This is a genomic window from Bacillus sp. FSL R5-0820 (genome assembly GCF_038593385.1).
GTDB classification, from domain to species: Bacteria; Bacillota; Bacilli; order Bacillales; family Bacillaceae; genus Bacillus; species Bacillus altitudinis.
Genome location: NZ_CP151991.1, coordinates 3,191,195 through 3,212,638 on the forward strand (window position 1 = coordinate 3,191,195; position 21,444 = coordinate 3,212,638).

Genomic DNA, 21,444 nt, shown 5'->3' on the forward strand with positions numbered 1-21,444 from the left:
TACTTTACTTATCTGGCTCCGTCCCCAGTCACGATGACTTTTAACGTTTTTACCATAATCTTCGTGTCGAGAGAAAATGTCAAGTTTTGAATATACTGTAAGTCGTGTGATAATTTTTCACTTGGACTCATTTCATATCCCCCATTTACTTGAGCAAGACCTGTCAGCCCCGGCTTCACTGTCAGTCTTTTTGTAAAGCCTGGAATCGTCCGATTAAATTCGGCAGTAAACATTGGTCTTTCAGGACGTGGACCTACAATACTCATTTCTCCTTTTAACACGTTGATAAATTGCGGCAGTTCATCAATTCTTGTTTTTCTGATGAATGCCCCCACTTTGGTGATACGAGGGTCATTTTTTTGCGCCCATTTCGCTCCTCCGCTTTCTGCGTTGGTTCTCATCGATCTGAGCTTCCATAATTTAAAGTAGACACCGTCTTTTCCGACCCTTTCCTGCATATAAAAGGCTGGCCCTGGTGTTTCTAGCTTGATTAAAAGGGCAAACAGTAAAATGATTGGCGTACTCAACATCAATCCGATGAACGAGAACACGACATCTATGAAACGTTTTGCAAATAAATATCGAACCATATGTTCTGTTAAAGCAAAAGAGTGGTTTCGTCTCACTTCATATTCTCTGTAAAGGTTCATCGCTTTCTCTGCGCTCACTGACCTGCACCTCACCATTCAAAGTAGTTGTTGTGTAAAGAGATGTTCTATGAAAGTCAGTTTAGCAGAGCAACATTAAGCAAATGTAAATGGGCTGTTAAGTCTTGTAAAAGTGTGTTAAGAATGTGCCCTTATATCAAGTTATGCCCTTTTAAACGTAAAAAAGACCCGCAATTCTGCGGGTCTACGTGTCTTTTTTATTTTGCCTTTACGGATTCGATCGTCTTCAGTCTAAGCGTTCCGTTTGCATCTTTTGTATAAGTTACTTTCACTTTTGATTCTTCTTTTAGGCTGTTCACTTGTTTAGAAAATGTATTTCCGAATTGAATGGCTACTTCTTTTCCATCAATGTTGACAGCAATTGTATGTCCATCAGCCAAACCGACATATGTGCCTTCTTTGGTGACTTCATTTTTCTTCGTTGTAGATTCTTTTTTTGTTTTAGATTCAGCTTTTGACTGATCATTTGTCGTTTCTTCTTTTGTGATTTCCTTACTTGAGCTTTCTTTTGCATCTTCATCAGATTGACCTGCTTGGTCTTCTGTTTGAGCAGCTGTTTCTTTGCTTTCATCATCTGCTTTTTCACTTGCAGACTTGTCTTCCGTCTTTTCGTCTGTTGCATTTTCTTTCTTTTGATCTGCTGCTTCAGTTGTTTCTTTTTTGCTGTTATCCGTATTGTTGTTATCGTTTGACTGATTTGATGTGCCGCATGCTGTGAGCATTACACCTAGAAGTAAGACTAAAAACGGCATTGTGATTAATTTTTTCAAGATCGTCACCTCTTCATGATTTGTCGATTTGCTGTCATTGGAAGGCAAATACGTGAAAAATCCACCCTCTATGTTTCGATTATAACAAAAATAACCTGAAATGAAATGTATTTTTAACTTGACATATCATTCATCCGATCTATTTTATTCAAAATATCGAGATACACCTGCTGCGATTCCTGAAGCCAGCCTCTCCTTGGCAGTCGTTGATTTTAATATACTGGCATCAATCGGACTGGTTACGAACCCTGTTTCAAGCAAGATGCTGGGCATTTTTGAATACTTGATCACGTAGAACCCTGCTGTTTTCACACCACGATCCCTTGTTCCAAGGGCTTTCACCATCTGGGGCTGTACCTTTTGTGCCAGCTTTAAACTATTGGCCGAAGCATACGTCGCATCATAATACGTTTCTGTTCCATTTGCACCGCTATGATCATTTGCATTGGCATGGATGCTGATGAACACATCCGCACCAGCCTGTGATCCTTTGCTTACACGTGTTTGCAAGGAATCAAATGTATCAGATGTTCTAGACATGACCGTCAGCGCACCCGCTTGTTTGAGCCTTGCTTGCAGTTTTAACGCGATATCTAGATTTACATTTTTTTCAAACAGCCCATTTCCTACCGCTCCTGCATCCTGCGCACCATGACCTGGATCAATAAAGATGGTTTCACCTAACACATGATTTTTCAGCTGTGTGATCACACTGGTTCGTATGGTTGATGTTCCGCCCAACACTGTAAATGTTGAAATCTTTTTAGACCCAATGACACGACGAATCGCATCTGGCACTGATTGAGCGTCTGTAAGAAGAAGGGTTTGCCCTTGCTTGGCTGCCGTACTTGCCGCAGCTGCCGCATCGGCATATGCATAACCGTTACTCATATACGTTTGGGTTGTCTTCATCGGGTATGTTTTCGCAATTCGGGCTGCCACTTCATACCGATTGGCTCCGCTGATTCTCACGGGTGATGGCAGCTTTTGATAGGCTGCTTGATTGACACTTGTTTCCCCGCCAATCACAATCGTCCGTTTCACCGCTTTGCTTTTTAATAGATTGGCTGTTTCCTGCCGCAGTCCTTTTGCATCGGTTAATAAAATAGGAAAGCCTTGTTTTGCAGCATATGGAGCAATCGCCACAGCATCTGCATAAGCAGAACCATTCACAATCACAGCTGTATCAGCACTCTTCATTTGTTTAGCAACGTTTGCCGCCAATTCATATCGATTCTTTCCTTGTATTCGCGATACGGAAAGATTCATTGCTTTTAGCTGCGCTACGACTTTTTGCGAAATGCTTGCGGTTCCGCCAAGAATGATGACACGCTTCGTTTTCAACTGCTGAAGACCTGACTTAGTTGCACCTGAAAGACTGCTAGTATTCGTTAACAGCACTGGGGCTCCTTGCTGAAAGGCATACGGCACAGCACTTAGCGCATCAGCATAAGCTTCACCGCCTACTAAAACAACTATAGGTGCTGCCGACCAGCCTCGTTTTGCAGCGTTAACTGCCACCTCATATCGATTACTTCCCTCAATCTTCGATACATTGTGCTGCGCAAATGCTGATGGTGCATATAAACATAGTGAAATCACAATCAAAACAAAACATTTGATATAAGAACGCATGAAGTCAACCTCCTTGGTTTTGAACCCTTCATCATGGAACCCATGGAAACACTTCATGTACTTTTGAAAAAAGGCTGCCGAGAGTCGTTTCTCGAGCAGCCTAAGAGGTGTATCTTAGGCACCCCTCATCTGTATGTTTTCTTATCTAAAATAGCCTGAAACACCGCTTGAAATACCTGACGCTAATCGATCTTTATAAGTAGCAGATTTCAAAATATTTGAATCAACTGGACTGGAAACAAAACCAGTTTCTAAGAGAACACTTGGCATCTTAGAATATTTAATCACATAGAAACCAGCTGTCTTCACGCCACGGTCTCTTGTGCCTAATGCACTGACCATTTTAGGCTGAATATTTTGCGCAAGCTTCAAGCTGTTTGTTGCCGCATATGTTTTGTCATAATACGTTTCAGTTCCATTTGCACTGCTGTTATCATTTGAGTTCGCATGGACACTGATGAAGATATCTGCATTTGCTGACGCACCTTTGCTCACCCGTGTTTGAAGACTGTCGAATGTGTCTGATGTTCTTGACATCGTCACAAGTGCACCTGCGTTGTTTAACTTTGTATTTAGACGTTTGGCTACATCTAAGTTTAAGTTCTTCTCATATAATCCATAGCCTACCGCTCCTGAATCATGAGCGCCATGACCTGGGTCAATGAATACTTTTTTGCCAACGACAGGATTTTTCAATTGATTCACGACAGTTGGTGTCACTGTATTTGTACTGCCAACGACAGTAAATTTGGTGATTTTTTTGCTGCTAATCGTCGCTCTTGTTACCTTTGGCAGCGTCTTTTCATTCGTTAGGAGCAATGCTTTGTTTTGCTTTGCTGCAATTCCTGCCGCAGAAGATGAAGTGGCATAGCCAAACCCTCTTCCTACATAGGTATTATTTGTGCTCATATTGTATTTTTTCACAATATTCGCAGCCACGTCATATCGAGTAGAGCCTTTGATTCGCGTTGGAGATTTTAATTGATTATAAGCTGCTTTTGTGACGTAATTCTCTCCGCCTACGACAATGGTTTGTTTCACATTGCTTGCTTTTGCAACAGAAGCGATTTCAGAACGAAGGCCCTTTTTATCTGTATATAGAATTGGGAACCCTTTTTGTGCCGCTACAGGTGCAATGGCAATTCCATGTGCATAGAATGACCCTTCAACCACAACGACGCCAGCTGGCGTTTTCATTTTTTTCGCGATATTTGCCGATAGCTCATATCGGTTTTTTCCTGAAATACGTTGTGTAGAGATGCCCATTTTCTTTACTTGATTGACCACGTTGTTTGACACACTTGATGTGCTGCCTAAAACAATAACTGTCTTCGTTTTTAAAGCCGTTAAGGCTTTTTTTGTATCTCCAGAAAGGCTTGTACTATTTGTGTAAAGAACTGGTCCATTTTTTTGATGTGCCAGTGGAATTCCTGCTGTTGCATCTGCATATGCAGTTTTCCCCACTAAAACAACTGTACTTGCTGTTCCCCATCCTTTTTTCGCTACGTTTGCTGCTACAGCATACCGGCTCCCACCATCAATTCGGGAGACCGAGTTATCTGCTGAAGCTGTTGGAACAATAACGAAAATGGCGATGAGGCTGAGGATGGCTGTTTTGATCATTGAGCGCATCTTCTAAGTCCTCCTTTTATTCTTAATAGTTTGTTAGTTTTGTACCTGGATAGTAGAACGAAAGTATGGAAGAATACGAGTTTCCAGATTCAGCTCTAGCTTTGGCGCCGTATTGACTCATACCAATGCCGTGACCATAGCCTTTTCCTGAAATCGTGAAATCATTTGTATTATTCTTTACTGACGCAAACGTACTTTTCACCTTTGTTGCGCCCATGACTGTTCTAAACTCTGTCATTTTCATACTTGCCGTTGTACTTTTGTTCACTGTATACGTACCTGTTTTGTTTTTCAGATGGTAATTCAGCTTGATTGAAACGGTCTTCGCACGCTGACCTTTTGTTTTTCCTGAGAATGTCAGGCTTGAAATAGATGCAATTCTCATGTCAGATGCAGCTGTTTCTTTATTTTTCAACAGCCATGATTTTAGACCAGCAAGGTCGGCAGCATTGGCTTCTTTTGCCTTAGACCACTCAGAAGCTGCTGTACTTGCAGTCAACGTAGTACCTAATTGCTTTTTAGACAACTTCAGTGTCCACGCATTGACAGGATCTTTTGTGTCTTTTTTGGCGACTAAGTATGGCAGTGCATTCCCCCACACTTCTTCACTCGCCTCAGTGTATCCGCCATTACTAGAATAATAGGTGGCTGAAATAAGTTGATTGTTGTATTTCAGAACCTTGCCTTTTGTGGCATCCACAGCTTTTGTCGAATTTGTGTACCAGTTATATCCTCCATATACTTGGAAGGCTGTTGTATCAGGTACGACTTTTCCAATACTTTTCACTGAATACGTTCTAGCGGCAACAGCTTGTGCTTTTAATGCCTCAACATGCCAGCTCGCAGGCATTTCGTTTGGCACAACACCTTTTAGATAGTCTTCAAATGGAATATTTTCATTAGTCGGCCTGATATATCCTGATTCAATGGCAAAGTTGACGTTACCTAAGTAAGGCTTCCCTGCGATTTTAAGGACATTTTTGGTTGAATATTTCTCAGGAACAACTCTTAATGTGTTATACGTCTTAATGCCTTTTAATGAAATTTTTCCGTTAGAAATATTCAATTGGTAGTTTTGATTTTTTTTCAGATAGACTTGTTTGGCTAAAGAATTTTTTAAACTATCTGTAATCGCACTTGTGCTACCAGCAAGATGGTAAGCATATGTACCTTTTTCTTTCAGCAATGCTTTTAATGACGCTGTGACAGAATCCGGCTTCACATACACAACGGTACTGTTAGATTTTGCAGCCAATTGCGACAAAGGCATTGCATAAATATAGCTAGAGGCTTTTGCCAAGTACACTTTATCTGCATTAATGTTTAATTTTTTAATGATATTCACAGATAATTCGTAGCGATTGGCACCGCTGATTCGTGTCACCTGTGAGGTTTTCTTGATTTGATTTTCTACTTTTTGTCCCGTACTTTTTGTACTGCCGATGATAATGACTTTACTTGGCATTTTATAAGACGGAATGGAATCTTTTTTTGTTAATAGGATTGGGTATCCTTTTCTCGATGCATAGGATGCAATTGCAATCCCATTCATGAATGAGTTCCCGCCGACAACAATTGCTTGCTTATAGTTACCCATTTCTTTGGCGATTTTTTGGGAAATTTCAAATTTGTCTTTCCCACTAATGCGTCTCACTTTTCCATACTTTTTGATTGATTTCTCAGCAGCTGTTGAAACACTTTTCGTATTCCCGACAATTAAGATGTTATCAGGATTCATCTTTTTCAACTGATTTTCGGTTGTCTTCGTTAGCTTTTCAATGTTCGTGTACAAAATTGGGGCGCCTAATTTGTATGCTAACGGCGATACAGAAATAGCATGATCAAAAGCATCTCGGCTCACAATCACAACGGTTGAAGGATTTTTCCATCCTGCAGAAGCAATACTATTGGCTACTTCGTAACGATTTTTGCCGTCGTATCTTTTCGTCACAGCGACATTTGATCCTGATAGTTTGTATTCCCCCGTTGTTGAGAAATCCATGCTGTTTTTGTTTCCGATATAGTTAGACAGTTTTACTGAAATTGTCGAGCTGGCCATGGCAGACTGAAAAGGTGCAATTAGTAGTGTCAGTGTCATGAGAACGATAAGTGTAATGCCTGTTTTCTTCAATTTTGTTCATCCCGCCCATCTTTTTTTACTTCTGTTTTTCAATCTTCTGAATTTCTTTTTGACCACTGTCATTGATAAAGTAAGAGATTTCTACTTTGTCACCTGGTTTAAATTCATTTAATACATCTTTAAAATTATCCGTAAATTCATAGCTTAAAGTCGTATTCACTTTTTTCACTTCGACTGTATGTGCATCAGCCATTCCAATAAATTCAGCTTTTTCTTCCAGCACCTGAGGAGTTGAACTGCTTGTCTTGTTTTCTCCTGAGGATTGCTCAGCCGTTCCACATGCTGCGAGCACGATACCTAGTAGTAGTATTAAGAACGGTAAAACGACGATTTTCTTCATTTTTTTCACCTCATGTCTTTGTATCGTCTTATAACTTAATATTTTAAGGTAAATTTAAGGTTTTTTGAAACCTTTTTTTTGTTACAACGTCTATATCTAGGTTCAGAGTAAAAAAATAACTTGTTTATCAAGATTCGTAAACCTATAATCATGGAAGAATGATAGAAAAGGTGAGGGACATTATGAGAGCTGAGAGAAAAAGAAAGAAAAAGAAGGTTCTTTGGATTGTTTTATCGATTATTGGCTTATTCGTATTAGCCACTGGCGGATACGCGTATCATCTTTGGAATACAGCCGCATCCACTGTCGCAGGCATTCAAGAGAACTTAAAGAAGTCAGATAAGCGTGACAAAGATGTCGATTTAAGTAAAAAAGACCCGATCTCCATTTTAGTCATGGGTGTCGATGAAAGAAAGAATGACCGAGGCCGTGCAGATACATTAATATACATGACAGTGAATCCGAAAACGAAAACAACTGAAATGGTGAGTATCCCCCGTGATACGTATACAAAAATTGTCGGAAAAGGCACAATGGATAAAATCAACCACTCTTATGCTTTCGGTGGTACACAAATGGCTGCAGATACAGTAGAGGAACTGCTTGATGTACCTGTGGATTACTTTGTGAAAGTGAATATGGAAAGTTTCAAAGACATTGTCGATACACTTGGCGGCATTACAGTGAACAGCACGTTTGCTTTCAGCTATGATGGCCATTCATTTGGTACAGGAGAAATTAACCTGAACGGCGATCAAGCCCTTGCCTATACAAGAATGAGAAAGCAAGATCCTAAAGGTGATTTCGGCCGTCAGCAAAGACAGCGTCAAGTCATTGAAGGCATCATTGCAAAAGGCGCTAACATTTCATCTATTACGAAATTCGGCGATATGTTTAAAGTCGTTGAAAACAACATGAAAACGAATATGTCCTTTGACGACATGTGGACGATGATGAATGATTATCGTGATGCAAGACAAAATGTGAAACAGCACGAGCTGAAAGGTACAGGCGCACGAATCAATAATATTTATTACTATCAGCTTGATGACAGCAGTTTAGTGAAAGTGAAGAAGGAATTGAAGGATAGTTTGGAGCAGTAAAAAAGAAGACTACAGGAATGTAGTCTTCTTTTTTTATGATTGGAATGGGGCTGGTTTTTCATCACTTAAACCATAACGATGGAGAAGCTCTTCGACAATTCGTTTTGACGCTTGTCCATCACCATATGGATTAGACGCCTTTGACATGTTGTCGTACTCTTTCTGATCGACTAGAAGCTGTTTTGCCATGTTGTAAATGGTCTCTTCATCTGTACCTGCGAGCTTCAGCGTACCAGCTTTCACACCTTCAGGGCGTTCTGTTGTATCGCGCAGCACTAGTACTGGCTTCCCTAGAGAAGGCGCCTCCTCTTGTACACCGCCAGAATCCGTTAGAATAAAGTGCGAGGCAGCAGCGAAGTTATGGAAATCAACTACTTCGAGCGGCTCAATTAAGTGCACACGATCAAGATCACTGAATTCTGTCTGAGCCGCATCACGAACAGCAGGGTTTAAATGTACAGGATATACAACCTGAACATCTTCAAACTCTTCTACAATACGTCTAATCGCTCTAAACATGTTTTTCATCGGCTGGCCGAGATTTTCTCTGCGATGAGCCGTTAACAAAATCATTTTATCTGTGCCTATTTTCTCTAAAATAGGGTGTTGATATTGTTCTGTGACTGTTGTTTGCAGGGCATCAATGGCCGTATTCCCTGTCACACAGATGGTCTCTTCTTTTTTATTTTCTACTAAAAGATTCTGCTTCGCCTCAGCCGTAGGGGCAAAATGAATGTCAGCAATAGTGCCTGTCATTTGGCGGTTCAATTCCTCAGGGAACGGTGAGTATTTATTGTGAGTTCTTAAACCCGCTTCGACGTGGCCGACAGAAATTTGGTGGTAGAATGCGGCCAAGCTTCCTGCAAAGGTTGTAGTGGTGTCTCCATGAACAAGGACAATATCAGGTTTTTCCTCTTGGAATAATTGATCTAGTTTTAATAGTGCATTTGATGTGATTTCAGATAATGTCTGGCGTTCTTTCATAATATTTAAATCATGATCTGGTTGAATGTTAAAGGCTTTCAACACTTGATCAAGCATTTGCCGATGCTGTGCAGTCACAGTGACTGAGGATTTGATTTGCGGATGTTTTTTTAGCTCAAGGACAAGGGGTGCCATTTTAATCGCTTCAGGCCTCGTCCCGAATACAGTCATTACATGTAATGTTTTCAATAGTCGATGCCTCTTTCCTTCTCAATTATTGTATGTTGTTCATTATACAAAAGAATAAGAACGAATCCTAATCATTCTATTCTTAATCTTTACAGCACCTTTACTCTTTTCAACATGAATATTTACAGAAGTTCTTTACAATTGGTTTTAAATCTTTCTCGTAAATCATTTGTCATTTCTATCATTTGTAAGTTACACTTTATGAAAGATGAAAAATGAAGATCACATCATTTTTTCTATATGTAAGGAAGGTGCAAAGTTCATTGAAAAAAGTACGTAAAGCCATAATACCAGCTGCAGGTCTCGGAACACGTTTCCTCCCTGCCACAAAGGCTATGCCTAAAGAAATGCTGCCAATCGTTGATAAACCAACCATTCAATATATTATTGAAGAAGCTGTAGAATCAGGAATTGAAGACATTATTATTGTCACTGGAAAAGGGAAAAGAGCCATTGAGGATCATTTTGATTTTGCGCCAGAGCTTGAGCGTAACCTTGAAGAAAAAGGGAAAAGTGAACTTTTAGAAAAAGTGAGAAAGTCCTCTAATATTGCTGATATTCATTACATCCGCCAAAAGGAACCTAAAGGACTCGGACATGCCGTTTGGTGCGCACGCAACTTTATCGGTGATGAACCTTTTGCTGTTTTATTAGGTGATGATATTGTCCAAGCCGAAACACCTGGACTTCGCCAGCTGATGGATGAATATGAAAAAACCCTTTCGTCCGTGATCGGCGTTCAGCAGGTAGCGGACAGCGATACGCATCGCTACGGGATCATTGACCCTCTTACCCAAGAAGGGCGCCGCTACCAAGTGAAAAACTTTGTTGAAAAGCCGCCGCAAGGAACCGCACCATCCAATTTAGCCATTTTAGGGCGCTACATTTTCACGCCGGAGATCTTTATGTACCTTGATCAACAAGAAATTGGTGCAGGCGGAGAAATTCAGCTGACAGATGCCATTCAAAAGCTCAATGACATCCAGCGTGTATTTGCCTATGATTTTGAAGGAAAACGATATGATGTCGGAGAGAAGCAAGGTTTCATTGAAACGACGCTAGAGTTTGCCCTTCAAGATGAAGAGCTCAAGAAAAAACTCATTCCATTTATGAAACAACTTCTTGAAAAAGAAGAAGTGAATTAAAAAAAGCTGCCGGCATCGGCAGCTTTTTTATTTGGTCGCTGAAACGGTCAGCGTATGCTGTTCATTATCAATGACAAACAGGTTATGTTCGCCCTTTACTGCGAACTTCGTTTGTTTCTCATTCATCCAGACATTCTGTTCTGTTAGTCCAAGTGTTGAAAGAGAGATAGGCATGATCTCGCGGAACACCATCGTATTCGCCAGACCATTTTGAATCACATAATCGGTTTTCTCAGTGGTCAGCCGCTCAACGGTATCACCTTGCTCACTTTTGACCGAGCTAAGTGTTTGCATTCTTTGCTTCAGCACAGACTCTTCTTTTCCAAGGAAAGAAAGTAAGTACTCATACGAACCTGCAGATGCGGGTGATACGTAGGAATTGAACTGTGCTGGTCCGATGGATAACGGCTTCAATTCATCTGCGTTTTGTAGCGCATCAGGTTGCACATAATACGTCTCTGATGCTGTTTCGATTTGAATGGCTTTTTTATTTTTAGCCACAGCCTTTACTTCTTGTCCAAACGATAATGTGACGTCTGCCTTTTTTTTCATGGCCCTGTCTGTATAAACCGTCATTGGATCTGCCTTAACTATGGCCTGTTGGTCAATCTTTTTCATATCATCAGGGGCACCTTTCGTCTCATGGTTTGTTGACTGGGGCGTCTCTGTTTTACCTGAAGGAATTGCACCAAATGTCGCCAGTGTACGTAGCGGACGATCCGAAAACATAGAAAGGGCAAGTAAGATGGTTAAAACAGCTATTATGGTGACTTGAAACGCCGGTCCGAAAAAGGAACGTCGTTTTCCAGTGTCATTATACCTCGTGACTTTCTCTGTCGTTTGTACGCCTTTTCGACCTTCCTTGTGCTTCAATTGGTATTCCTTTTTCTCTTTCTTAGAAAGCTTGTTAAACCAATCAACAAACTCCTTATACTCTTTCACAACCTTTTTCGTATCATCAAACATACGAAGTTCACCATAATGCATCCAAGCAACCCGATCACAGATTTTTTGGATTTGACTAATGGAGTGACTGACGAAAAAGATCGTCTTTCCTTGTTCTTTGAATTCGGTGATGCGATCCACACATTTTTGATAGAAGGTTTGGTCTCCTACAGACAGTGCCTCATCAATAATGAGGATATCTGGATCTATATGTGCTGAAATAGCAAAACCAAGACGGGATTTCATTCCGCTTGAATAGCTCTTTACAGGCTGGTCTATAAAGTCTCCAATATCCGCAAACTCTACGATTTTTTCATAAAGATCGTCAATTTCCTTATTTGTCAGACCCATCATTAAGCATTTTAAACGAATGTTGTCTTTACCGCTTAACTGATTGTTCAGCCCTGCCGCAATGGCAATTAACGATGGCTGGCCGTCCATATCAATCTCACCACTTGTCGGTGGAATGATTTTCGCTAGAAGGTTCGACATCGTGGATTTCCCAGAACCGTTGATCCCTACAAAACCAATCGTCTCTCCTTCATAGACATCAAAAGACACATCACGAACGGCAAAGAAACCTTTTTCATTTTTATTAGGTAAAAACAGCCCTTTAATCTTGTCCGACTGTTTTTTATATAGGACGTATTGCTTGGATACGTTTCGAAACGAAACCTTTAGTTTCATCGTATAATCTCCTTACTTTTTAAAGAAAATCGACAAATTTATCCCTAAATTTCATATGCAGTAATGATCCGACTGTTAAAAGAAGAAGCGTAATCAGCCAGAAATAAAGCGTATATTTCACATCATGGAAGAACCATTCTCCCTTTAACAAGCTATTTCTGAAACCATCAATAATGTAGAAAAGAGGATTTAATCTTAAAATATCTCCTATCCATGCTTTGTCTCCAGTGAGCTTTTCTGAGATATTCCAAAAAATCGGCAGCAAAAAGAAAAGTAAACGTGTCACTGATTGTAAAAGAAATTGATAGTCCCTTACGAGTACACTAATTGTTGAATTAAACAAACTAAACGAAAACATAAACGCGATCATACATATAAGGTAGTAAATATATTGTAGCCAATGCGCGTCAGGATATATGCCATAAGAAATCAGCACAATAAGATAGACACCCATCATGACAAAATAGCTGAACAAGTTGGACATAATGACCACAGACGGCAGCGCACTAATCGGAAAATTCATTTTCGATACCATATTAATGCGTTTAAACACACTGTTTGATCCATCAAGAATGGTTGGACTAATGAAGAACCAAGGGATTAAACCGGCAAGCATCCAGATGATAAATGGAACCTCCATGTCTCCAATGGCAATTGGCTGTCCTCCGCGAATACCCATACCAAAAACAAACCAATAAGCTAGCATCTGCATTAATGGATTTAAAAACTGCCACAAAACACCTAAATAATTCATCTGATATTTTGATTTTGTTTCATAAACAGCAAGTCGTATAATCAGCGGAAGTGAGCTGATTTGCTCTCTTAATATTGTAAACAATGCGTTCATTCTAATCTTCCTTAGATATTAGTTTTGGGATTACCTCTTTAAAAAAATCACCGCTCATAATTGTAACAGATGTTGAGAAATATTTCACTTTTCAAATCGAATGAGTATATTAACTAGTAGGGAAATTCGATCAAAACAAACGCTGGTATATTCAGCTATTCTAGGTTACTAATTACCTTATTATATCATTGCTTTATAATTGCCATTAGAATATAATTATCAGGATAATTGCATTTCCAAAATAAATATCATTTTCCTATTATATATATTACATGAAGGGGCTTAACATTAATGAGAATCAAGCAATTCAAAAAAATTGTTACAAGAAAGATTAAATTTATTTTAAATCCACTAATTGAATTTTCCAGAGATTCACGACTTCGTATTAGAAGTAAATATACCTCCTATTTAGAGAAAAATCCGGTTAGAAGTAATTATATTCTATATGAAGCTTATCATGGAAAAAGTATTTCTGGAAATTGTTATGCAATTTTTCTAGGATTGATGAAAGATAGTACTTTTAAAGATTTACATCACGTTTGGGTCATTAATGATTTTAATGATCCAATGATTACAGAATTAAAGCAGAAAACTCCTAATATTTCCTTTGTTAAAGTTGATAGTGACGAATATCTAAAATATTTAGCAACTTCTAAATATTTAGTTAATGATACGTCATTTCCTTTTTATTTTATTAAAAGAGAAGAGCAAGTTTATATCAATACTTGGCATGGAACTCCTTTAAAAACTTTAGGGAAAGATATTAATAAAAGATCAATGTCTGGTCATAAAAATATACAAAGAAATTTGCTTCATTGTGATTACCTTATTAGCCCGAATACTTTTACGTATGAAAAGTTACTAAAATCAAATGATGTTTTTGGGATATTTGCCGGGAAAATTGCAAATATCGGTTATCCTAGAGTAGATTTAACATTAAACACTAGCAGTGAAAGTGTGAAAGAAAGATTAGACCTACCTTTTAATAAAAAAATTGTACTTTATGCTCCAACATGGAGAGGAACAATAGGTGCCGAAGAGGATACTTGCTATACATTGCATAGTGAAGTTGTGAAAATTCAGCAGGCGCTTGGTGATAATTATTTAGTACTTTTAAAATCTCATTACTTTTCTTATAAATTTTTTAAACAGAGTGGTCTTGAACATCTTTGTGTTCCAAACTGGATTGATACAAATGAACTTTTATCAGCTATAGACATTTTGATTACAGATTATTCAAGTATCTTTTTCGATTTCCTACCTTTAAAAAGACCTGTCTTTTTCTATATGCCTGACTTACATGAATATGAAGCAGAGAGAGGTTTTTATTTAGATATAACAAAACTTCCAGGACCTATCTGTGAAAGTATAGTTGATTTAATTGACAGCTTAGGTCAACTAAACAGTTTAAATAACTTCAATAAACAGTTTGAAAGTCAATACAAAGAGTTTTTAGATGAATATTGCTCTTATGATGACGGAAATGCTACTGATCGACTCATTGACATAATATTTAAAGGGAAAAATCAAGATGAATTAATCAAGGTTGAAAGCAATAAACAAAAATTACTTTTTTATTGTGGGGGCTTCTACAATAATGGTATAACCGTTTCAGCGACTAATTTATTTGATCAGATTGATTACAACAAATATGAAGTTGTCGTCATTGATAACTCAAATTATCATAAGGATAAATGGATGAACATACAGAAGCTTCATCCTAATGTTCATATTATTTATAGACCAGGTTTTGTTAATAGAACATTAGTAGAAACATATAAACAGAATCTAATTTTCCGCCGTGGTATATACAATAACAAAATGTTAAAATACACTCCAGTAAACTCATATAAAAGAGAATTAAAGAGAATTATTGGTAATACGAAATTTGATGTAGGAATAGATTTTGGAGGATATAACAAGTTCTGGACTCTTCTTTTCGCATTCGGAGATTTTAAAGTCAAAAGTATTTTCCTTCATGCTGACATGATGAAAGAATATAACAAGAAAGTGAACCACAAATATAAACATCGTGGTAACCTAAAAGTCATTTTCTCACTTTACAAGTTCTTCGATAGAATTGTTTCAGTTGCCGAATCGACTAACATAGAAAATCACTTGAATTTAAGCCCTTTTGTTCCTAATGCTTTAGAGAAAATGGTTTTTGTTAATAATGTAATCTCGCCTAACAAAGTACTTCAAATGAAAGAAAATAAAGAGATTATAGAATTTAATAATGAGAGATATTTAATTACTCACCAAAATGATAAAAACGAATCCATCGGTCTTAATTTATCTGGGATACCACTTCCTAATAAGGATTATATCAACTTTATAACTATTGGAAGATTATCCCCTGAAAAAGGACAAAAGAAATTAATTTCTGCTTTTTCACAATTACACAAACAATACCCAAAAGCTGTATTGTATATTGTGGGTGAAGGGCCTTTAAAAAGAGAGTTAAAGGATCACACAAAAAAATTACATCTAGAACATTGCGTGTTTTTTGTTGGACAACTCGAAAATCCATTTTCTTTACTAGATGAATGTGATTGTTTTGTCTTATCTTCAGAGTATGAAGGGCAAGGCTTGGTTCTAATGGAAGCAATGATTCTGAAAAAACCAATTATAGCTACCGATGTAACTGGAGTACATTCCGTCTTAGAGGGTGGATACGGATTATTAGTTGATAATAATGAAACTGCGCTATTTAATGGTATGTCTGATTTTATCCAGAATAGTATGGAACAAAAATCCTTTGATTATGAAAAGTATAATAGCGAGGCGCTAGACCTCTTCTACAAAAATGTCTGTACTAAAACTAATTAACCACTTATATACAGAATAAAATTATATGTATTTAAAAACACCTTTGGATAATGGTCAAGTATTGAACTTGATACCTTCCAAAGGTGTTTTTCCATCTATAAGAAAACAATTAAAAGCGGTGCGAATTAAAAACTACTTCAACCACCCGCTTCGATGACTCCCCGCTCTCTAAGTAACAGAATTTTTCATAAAACGGTGCAAATGATTCTGGTAGTGTAAAGGTCGGCTGTTCTGTTTCTCTTACCCATTCAATCACGCGTGATGTTTCTTTTACAAGTGGTCCTGGTGCTTCTTGTTCAAAGTCAAAATAGAAGCCTCTCAGTTTGTCACGATATGTTTCGATGTCTGGTACATAGAACAGCATCGGACGTTTAAGGTTTGCATAATCAAAGAACACGGAAGAGTAATCTGTAATGAGTAGGTCGGAAATCATATAAAGGTCTCGAATGTCTTCGTAATGAGAGAAATCATAGGCAAAGCCTTCATATGGTCCGAGATCAAAGTTTTCCGCTACTAAATAGTGCATACGAAGGATGATAATATATTCTTCTCCGATAGATGCTCGTAGCTCATGCAGATCAAGGTCTAAATCAAATTTGTACTGCCCTTTTTTATAAAATTGATCGTCTCTCCATGTCGGTGCATATAAAATCAATTTTTTATCAAGCGGCAGGTTCATTTTTTGTTTGAGCGCTCTCTTTGTTTCTTCATTGTTTTGATTGTGAAGGAAATCATTTCTCGGATATCCTGACTCAATCATGGTCTTTTGGAATTGGAACGCACGGGTAAAGATTTCGGTCGAGTATGCATTAGGAGAAATCAGATAATCCCAATTCGATGCTTCTTTCGTGAAATTCTTTTTGTACTTCTTCGTGTTTGTTCCAGGCATATGCACTTCGTCCATGTCCATCGCCAGTCGTTTTAATGGCGTGCCGTGCCATGTTTGTAAGTATTGGGTGTGTTCTGGTTTTGGAACCCATAGCGGCAAACGACTGTTTACGACCCAATACTCAGCTCTTGCCATTGCAAAAATCCATTTCAATGACAGACGATTGATATAGTAGATGCCCTTTTCTTTAAATGGTGCTTCATGCCCTTTTTTAACACTCCAGATCAGCGTATATTCAGGGTGATTTTCTTTCATATATTCATAAATAGCACGCGGGTTACAGCTGAATTGTTTCCCATTAAAGCTTTCAAAAATAACGGTTTTCTTTTTGACGGACAGTTTACTCGCCAGTGTAAAGGTCGTTTGGAAAGTACTTGTCACAAGGCGATTGCGAACTTTTTTAATCTTACCCACTTGCTTCCTGAATTTCTTCCACTTGCTTTTTACGTAGTACTTAGCACGTGTCTTCATGGTGTAATCATTAATTCGGATGCCTAAAGTTTGTCTTTTTTTCTTTCTGTACACTTCATATCGAATCGGTACATCGTTTCTTTTATGAATTTGAATAAGTCCTTTGAGTTTGTTTGAACGATCTCCAAGCACTAAAGAAGTTGTTGTTAACGTTTCTTCCACTCCGTTAACATCGCAAATAAACTCAAAATAGAAGCGATAGACAAACCGTTTGTTTAAGGAATAGGTTAACTCCTCTAAAGGAACTTCTGCTGAAAATTGATACAGTTGTGGTGTTTGATGGTCGTCACGATATTGAATGACTTCATCTTTTTTATGTGTCATCGTGACAGGAAAACGATGCTCAACTGGTTCCTCACCATTTTTCTTCAATAGAAGCTTTACTTCTTTGATCTGATAAGGATGCTCTGCACTTAGAACGCCTGCATACCCAGATAAAGATAGCATGGATTCTTTGTTGAGCTCGATATGATGGAATTTCACAACTTTGAGCTCCCGTTTGATTTTCAATGAAGCATTGCCTTTGTCTGTACGATATGGAATAACATACAACAGTGCTTCTTTATTTTCTAAAAATGTCAGCTCTGGCGTTTCAATTTCCATTTTCAAACGACGTTTATAATATGGTGTTTTTTCTTCTATTTCGGAAGTTGCGCTGGTATCCGCTTCTTTTGCGTCTTCATCCTCTTCTTCCGAATCAGAATCATAGGCTGAGTCTTCGAGCTCGTCTTCGTCCTCTTCTTTGTTTGCGCTCAGATAGTCCGTGACATATAAGTTGTATGTCTGGCCTTGCTCTAACGCAAGCGGAAGCGATGCTTCACTCAGTACCAATTTGAATAGATTCTCTTCTTGATGAACAAGCGGGAGGAATAGTTCTTGTTTTGAGACCCTTTCCCTCATAAACAGATAAAACTCTCTATCTGCTAATGGCATGTCATCGTAGATGCGAACGAGCATTTCCAATTTTTCATGATGATTTTTTAAACCTTCAACGACACTCTTCTTATGGATTCCCTCTTCAATCATTAATCGTTAATCTCCTCTGTTCAAAAATCTTACCGTTATTTGTATCATTATTTTACTTTCCAAGAATAGTTCCCCTGTTTCGTTTGATACGACCAACCATCAATTGAAGATGGTTTATTGGTAAGGAGCTCTCCCTCTACTTCTAGACGTTGCAACACTTCTTGAAGTTCTTCTGTTTTAAAGCGGATGTAAAAATCCACAAATTTTGTTTGGTTGGTTTCGATGTTTTTCTTTGTTTGAAAATGACCAATTGGGAAACTGACTTGATCATTCTCATCAATTGTTTGAGAAATGATTTCAGCTCCATTCACTCGATCATATCCTGCAAAATCAATTTCCACATGATCCACTTGGCTCATTTCGTCTGTCATCTTAAGCTGAAGATGAAGAACATGGTGTTCAGAGCTAAGATCATGCAGTACCCATTTCGTGCGATCCACGATCTTTCTCAGCTCATCTTTACGTATACGGTTTTCCAGCATCTGATGAAGTACTGTTTTCCAAGCTGACATTTCATCAGAAGGCACATGGTAGAAATAAGTTTGTTCTCCTAAAACCTTCTCAACATCTTCTTTATGCTTAGTATCGCCAAAGAAGACGGCATCCACTTGCTGTTTTCTTATTTGTTTAAATAATTCTCCATATTGAGAATTGATATGGAGCGGATTTTCCTCATAATGGGCTTCATGCACAAAAGCAGCATAATAAGTTGATTCCGGTTGATCTATTTTAAACAAGTGGCGGTCCTGGTCCCGGTCCTCTGTGACCATCAGTTTTAACCGGTCATTTTGTAATTGAATGCTGGATAGCCATTGTTGTTTTATATCCGTCTTCTTTGTAAATGTTTGAATTCCTGTTTTTTTATACCAATTAATGTGACGGACTGGATTCTTTTTTACATCTCCAGGGTAGATGAACTCCATATAAATACTGCCATCGTCATTGATCAATTCCTCCAAGTATAGTGCACCTGTATGGGGAACAAAACTTTGTACTCTGCATAAAACGCCATGAAAATTATATTCTTCCCTTTTCACCAATTGCTTCTCTTCATTATATTGTTCAATATAACAAATGGGAGAAGAAGACCGTTTATATCTCGTCACCTGAATGGTCGATGTATCTGCTGGAATTACTGCTTCATTGATCGAATGCGATGATTCACCGACAATAAATTCCGAGTAACGTCTTTTACTTCCGCTTTCCGGTAGAATATAGTGTTCATACACATTCAAGATGTCAACCTCAGGAGAAAAAATCTCTTCCATGTGGTGAATACGTTCCTTCACATTTACATCATAATTCAAAGTTAAAATTGCAGTACGTTTATGTTGATCAACTAATGGTTTTATTCTTGCCTTTAAAGACTTCGTTAAGCTCTCATCCTGTTTTGGTACATCGCCCATAATAACGTAGTAGTCCATATCAGGCATGTCGTCCACTGATGCCATTGTTTCATGTTGTTCAGGTTGATCCAATGTATCTTCAACTTTTTTCTTCATCCAATTTTGAAACAAAGGAAGCTCTCCTTCATAATATTGTTGACTTACTCATTGTATTTTACATGAAAAAGTACTTCTTACCAAAAGATAAGAAGTACTTTTTTCATCTATTAAAGTCCAGCAATTTCTTCCTTAATTTGAGTTGTCGAGATGCCTTCTGTTCTCTTCAAGTATACGACTTCGCAATGTTCTTTTAAGAAATCGAATTTACCTTCCCAGTCATCTCCCATGACAAACACATCGATATCGTGCTCTTGCACGTCACGGACTTTTTGATCCCAGCTGTTTTCTGGAATGACTTCGTCTACATAACGAATGGTTTCAAGAATCAGCTTTCTATGCTCGTAGCTATGATAAGCTTTTTTTGATTTTTGTAAATTAAACTCGTCTGTAGAGATGGCCACCACTAAGTAATCTCCGAGCTGCTTTGCACGCTCTAGCAGCTTAATGTGCCCCCAGTGTAATAAATCAAATGTACCGTAAGTAATAACTTTCTTCATTGCAAACATGAACTCCTTTCTTTCATCCTTATTCGTCTGCTTCAAGCAGTAATGTTATCCGTAATCCTATTATCATCGATCATTTTTTCGCTCTTCGGAACTTCATTATATCACAACGCCTATGAAAGGTTAAGAAAATGTAAAGACAAACTATTTCCAATTTATTGGGTGCAGGAGGAGAAGACCGAGAAATCAATATTTCACAAAGGATCGTCCATATGAATTAATGAAAATGTCACGAAATTTAAAGGATTGTAAAGTTATTGTTAATATTTCATGGAGCAACTGTGATAAAATGATGAGTAGGCGAAGAATGAATTTACAATGAACGTTTCATAGATAACAAAATGAAAAAGGAGGTCTGAACAATGCAAACAGAAGTGGTCTCTAACCTTTCTTATGTAAATGGTGACTTAGATGAATTTATTAGCTATATCAACCAGCATCATATTTCCCAGAGAAGAGGCGCCATGATTGCGACAGTGAATCCAGAGATCGGCTATGCTGTCATGAAGGATAATGCATATCATCAAGTCGTTTCTTCCGCGGATTATGTACTGCCGGATGGTGTAGGTGTTGTGTTGATGTCACGCATGACGCAAAGTCCATTGAAATCAAGAATTGCAGGTTTTGATGTGTTCATGTCTATGCTTGATCTTGCAAACAAGCAATCTAAAAGTATCTTTTTATATGGGGCGAAAGAAGAAGTGCTCGAGGCTGTCAAACAGCGAATTGATACGGAATATCCAAATGTGGTGATTGCAGGCAGCTGTGATGGTTATCAAGCGGATAAACGATTTGTGGCAAAACAAATTGCTCGTTCAAAAGCAGATATGGTGTTTGTTGCTTTAGGTTATCCAAACCAAGAGAACTTTATTTATGAATACCGTCATTTGTTCCCGCAAGCTGTTTGCATCGGTTTAGGCGGAAGCTTTGATGTATTTAGCGGTACGGTGAAGCGTGCACCACGCTGGATGATTAAAACAAATACGGAATGGCTGTACAGACTCATTGTCAATCCGTGGAGATGGAAACGAATGCTGAATATCCCAAAGTACGCTTTTGCCGTATTAAAAGAAAACAAAGGGAAAAAGCGCTACTATCCTGAGCAAGTAAAAGATCAGACGAAGCAGCTGTGAGAG

At 38.3% G+C, this 21,444-nt stretch carries 16 protein-coding genes; 4 read left to right on the forward strand and 12 right to left on the reverse strand.

Translation table 11 applies throughout. The annotated features are described in order from the left end of the window. Window positions 1–8 precede the first annotated feature (8 nt). The 6 genes from NST15_RS16550 to NST15_RS16575 all read right to left on the reverse strand — a co-directional run bounded on the left by NST15_RS16550 (window position 9) and on the right by NST15_RS16575 (window position 7,185). A complete protein-coding gene (locus NST15_RS16550; protein WP_008348294.1) occupies window positions 9–668 on the reverse strand; it encodes an exopolysaccharide biosynthesis polyprenyl glycosylphosphotransferase in 660 nt (219 codons plus the stop codon). A gap of 197 nt (window positions 669–865) precedes the next feature. Then, a complete protein-coding gene (locus NST15_RS16555; RefSeq protein WP_200831194.1) occupies window positions 866–1,438 on the reverse strand; it encodes a hypothetical protein in 573 nt (190 codons plus the stop codon). Between the two features lie 144 nt (window positions 1,439–1,582). Further along, window positions 1,583–3,073, reverse strand: coding sequence for an N-acetylmuramoyl-L-alanine amidase (locus NST15_RS16560; protein WP_048002910.1), 1,491 nt, complete (start codon window positions 3,071–3,073; stop codon window positions 1,583–1,585). Window positions 3,074–3,214: 141 nt separating this feature from the next. Beyond that, window positions 3,215–4,705, reverse strand: coding sequence for an N-acetylmuramoyl-L-alanine amidase (locus NST15_RS16565; protein WP_008348299.1), 1,491 nt, complete (start codon window positions 4,703–4,705; stop codon window positions 3,215–3,217). A 22-nt stretch (window positions 4,706–4,727) separates the two neighbouring features. Continuing rightward, entirely contained in the window at window positions 4,728–6,836 is a 2,109-nt protein-coding gene (locus NST15_RS16570; RefSeq protein ID WP_342498671.1) for a SpoIID/LytB domain-containing protein, read from the reverse strand. Between the two features lie 25 nt (window positions 6,837–6,861). Continuing rightward, window positions 6,862–7,185, reverse strand: coding sequence for a hypothetical protein (locus tag NST15_RS16575; protein WP_017357851.1), 324 nt, complete (start codon window positions 7,183–7,185; stop codon window positions 6,862–6,864). Between the two features lie 182 nt (window positions 7,186–7,367). Here NST15_RS16575 and NST15_RS16580 point away from each other — a divergent pair, with 182 nt between their 5' ends. Further along, window positions 7,368–8,288, forward strand: coding sequence for a LytR family transcriptional regulator (locus tag NST15_RS16580; protein ID WP_342498672.1), 921 nt, complete (start codon window positions 7,368–7,370; stop codon window positions 8,286–8,288). A 33-nt stretch (window positions 8,289–8,321) separates the two neighbouring features. Here the strand turns inward: NST15_RS16580 and wecB are convergent, their stop codons facing one another. Next, window positions 8,322–9,461: a UDP-N-acetylglucosamine 2-epimerase (non-hydrolyzing) gene (wecB, locus tag NST15_RS16585; protein ID WP_342498673.1), complete on the reverse strand. Its 1,140-nt coding sequence runs from the start codon at window positions 9,459–9,461 to the stop codon at window positions 8,322–8,324. A 263-nt stretch (window positions 9,462–9,724) separates the two neighbouring features. Here wecB and galU point away from each other — a divergent pair, with 263 nt between their 5' ends. Further along, window positions 9,725–10,606, forward strand: coding sequence for a UTP--glucose-1-phosphate uridylyltransferase GalU (galU, locus tag NST15_RS16590; protein ID WP_008343198.1), 882 nt, complete (start codon window positions 9,725–9,727; stop codon window positions 10,604–10,606). 27 nt (window positions 10,607–10,633) lie between these two features. On the opposite strand, the gene tagH is transcribed toward galU, so the two are convergent. Both tagH and NST15_RS16600 read right to left on the reverse strand, forming a co-directional pair. Further along, complete coding sequence (gene tagH / locus NST15_RS16595; protein WP_017368153.1) at window positions 10,634–12,238, reverse strand: teichoic acids export ABC transporter ATP-binding subunit TagH; 1,605 nt, start codon at window positions 12,236–12,238, stop codon at window positions 10,634–10,636. A 19-nt stretch (window positions 12,239–12,257) separates the two neighbouring features. Beyond that, entirely contained in the window at window positions 12,258–13,085 is an 828-nt protein-coding gene (locus NST15_RS16600) for an ABC transporter permease (RefSeq protein WP_017368154.1), read from the reverse strand. A 291-nt stretch (window positions 13,086–13,376) separates the two neighbouring features. Between NST15_RS16600 and NST15_RS16605 the strand changes: the two genes are divergently transcribed. Further along, a complete protein-coding gene (locus NST15_RS16605) occupies window positions 13,377–15,914 on the forward strand; it encodes a glycosyltransferase (protein ID WP_342498674.1) in 2,538 nt (845 codons plus the stop codon). A 109-nt stretch (window positions 15,915–16,023) separates the two neighbouring features. Here the strand turns inward: NST15_RS16605 and NST15_RS16610 are convergent, their stop codons facing one another. The 3 genes from NST15_RS16610 to tagD all read right to left on the reverse strand — a co-directional run bounded on the left by NST15_RS16610 (window position 16,024) and on the right by tagD (window position 20,302). After that, window positions 16,024–18,300, reverse strand: a complete 2,277-nt coding sequence (locus tag NST15_RS16610; RefSeq protein ID WP_342498675.1) for a CDP-glycerol glycerophosphotransferase family protein — start codon at window positions 18,298–18,300, stop codon at window positions 16,024–16,026. A gap of 47 nt (window positions 18,301–18,347) precedes the next feature. Then, a complete protein-coding gene (locus NST15_RS16615) occupies window positions 18,348–19,817 on the reverse strand; it encodes an alpha-glucosyltransferase N-terminal domain-containing protein (RefSeq protein WP_058213538.1) in 1,470 nt (489 codons plus the stop codon). Window positions 19,818–19,912: 95 nt separating this feature from the next. Next, window positions 19,913–20,302: a glycerol-3-phosphate cytidylyltransferase gene (gene tagD, locus NST15_RS16620; protein ID WP_008343212.1), complete on the reverse strand. Its 390-nt coding sequence runs from the start codon at window positions 20,300–20,302 to the stop codon at window positions 19,913–19,915. A 368-nt stretch (window positions 20,303–20,670) separates the two neighbouring features. Here tagD and NST15_RS16625 point away from each other — a divergent pair, with 368 nt between their 5' ends. Then, complete coding sequence (locus NST15_RS16625; RefSeq protein WP_108611029.1) at window positions 20,671–21,441, forward strand: WecB/TagA/CpsF family glycosyltransferase; 771 nt, start codon at window positions 20,671–20,673, stop codon at window positions 21,439–21,441. Window positions 21,442–21,444: the final 3 nt, after the last annotated feature.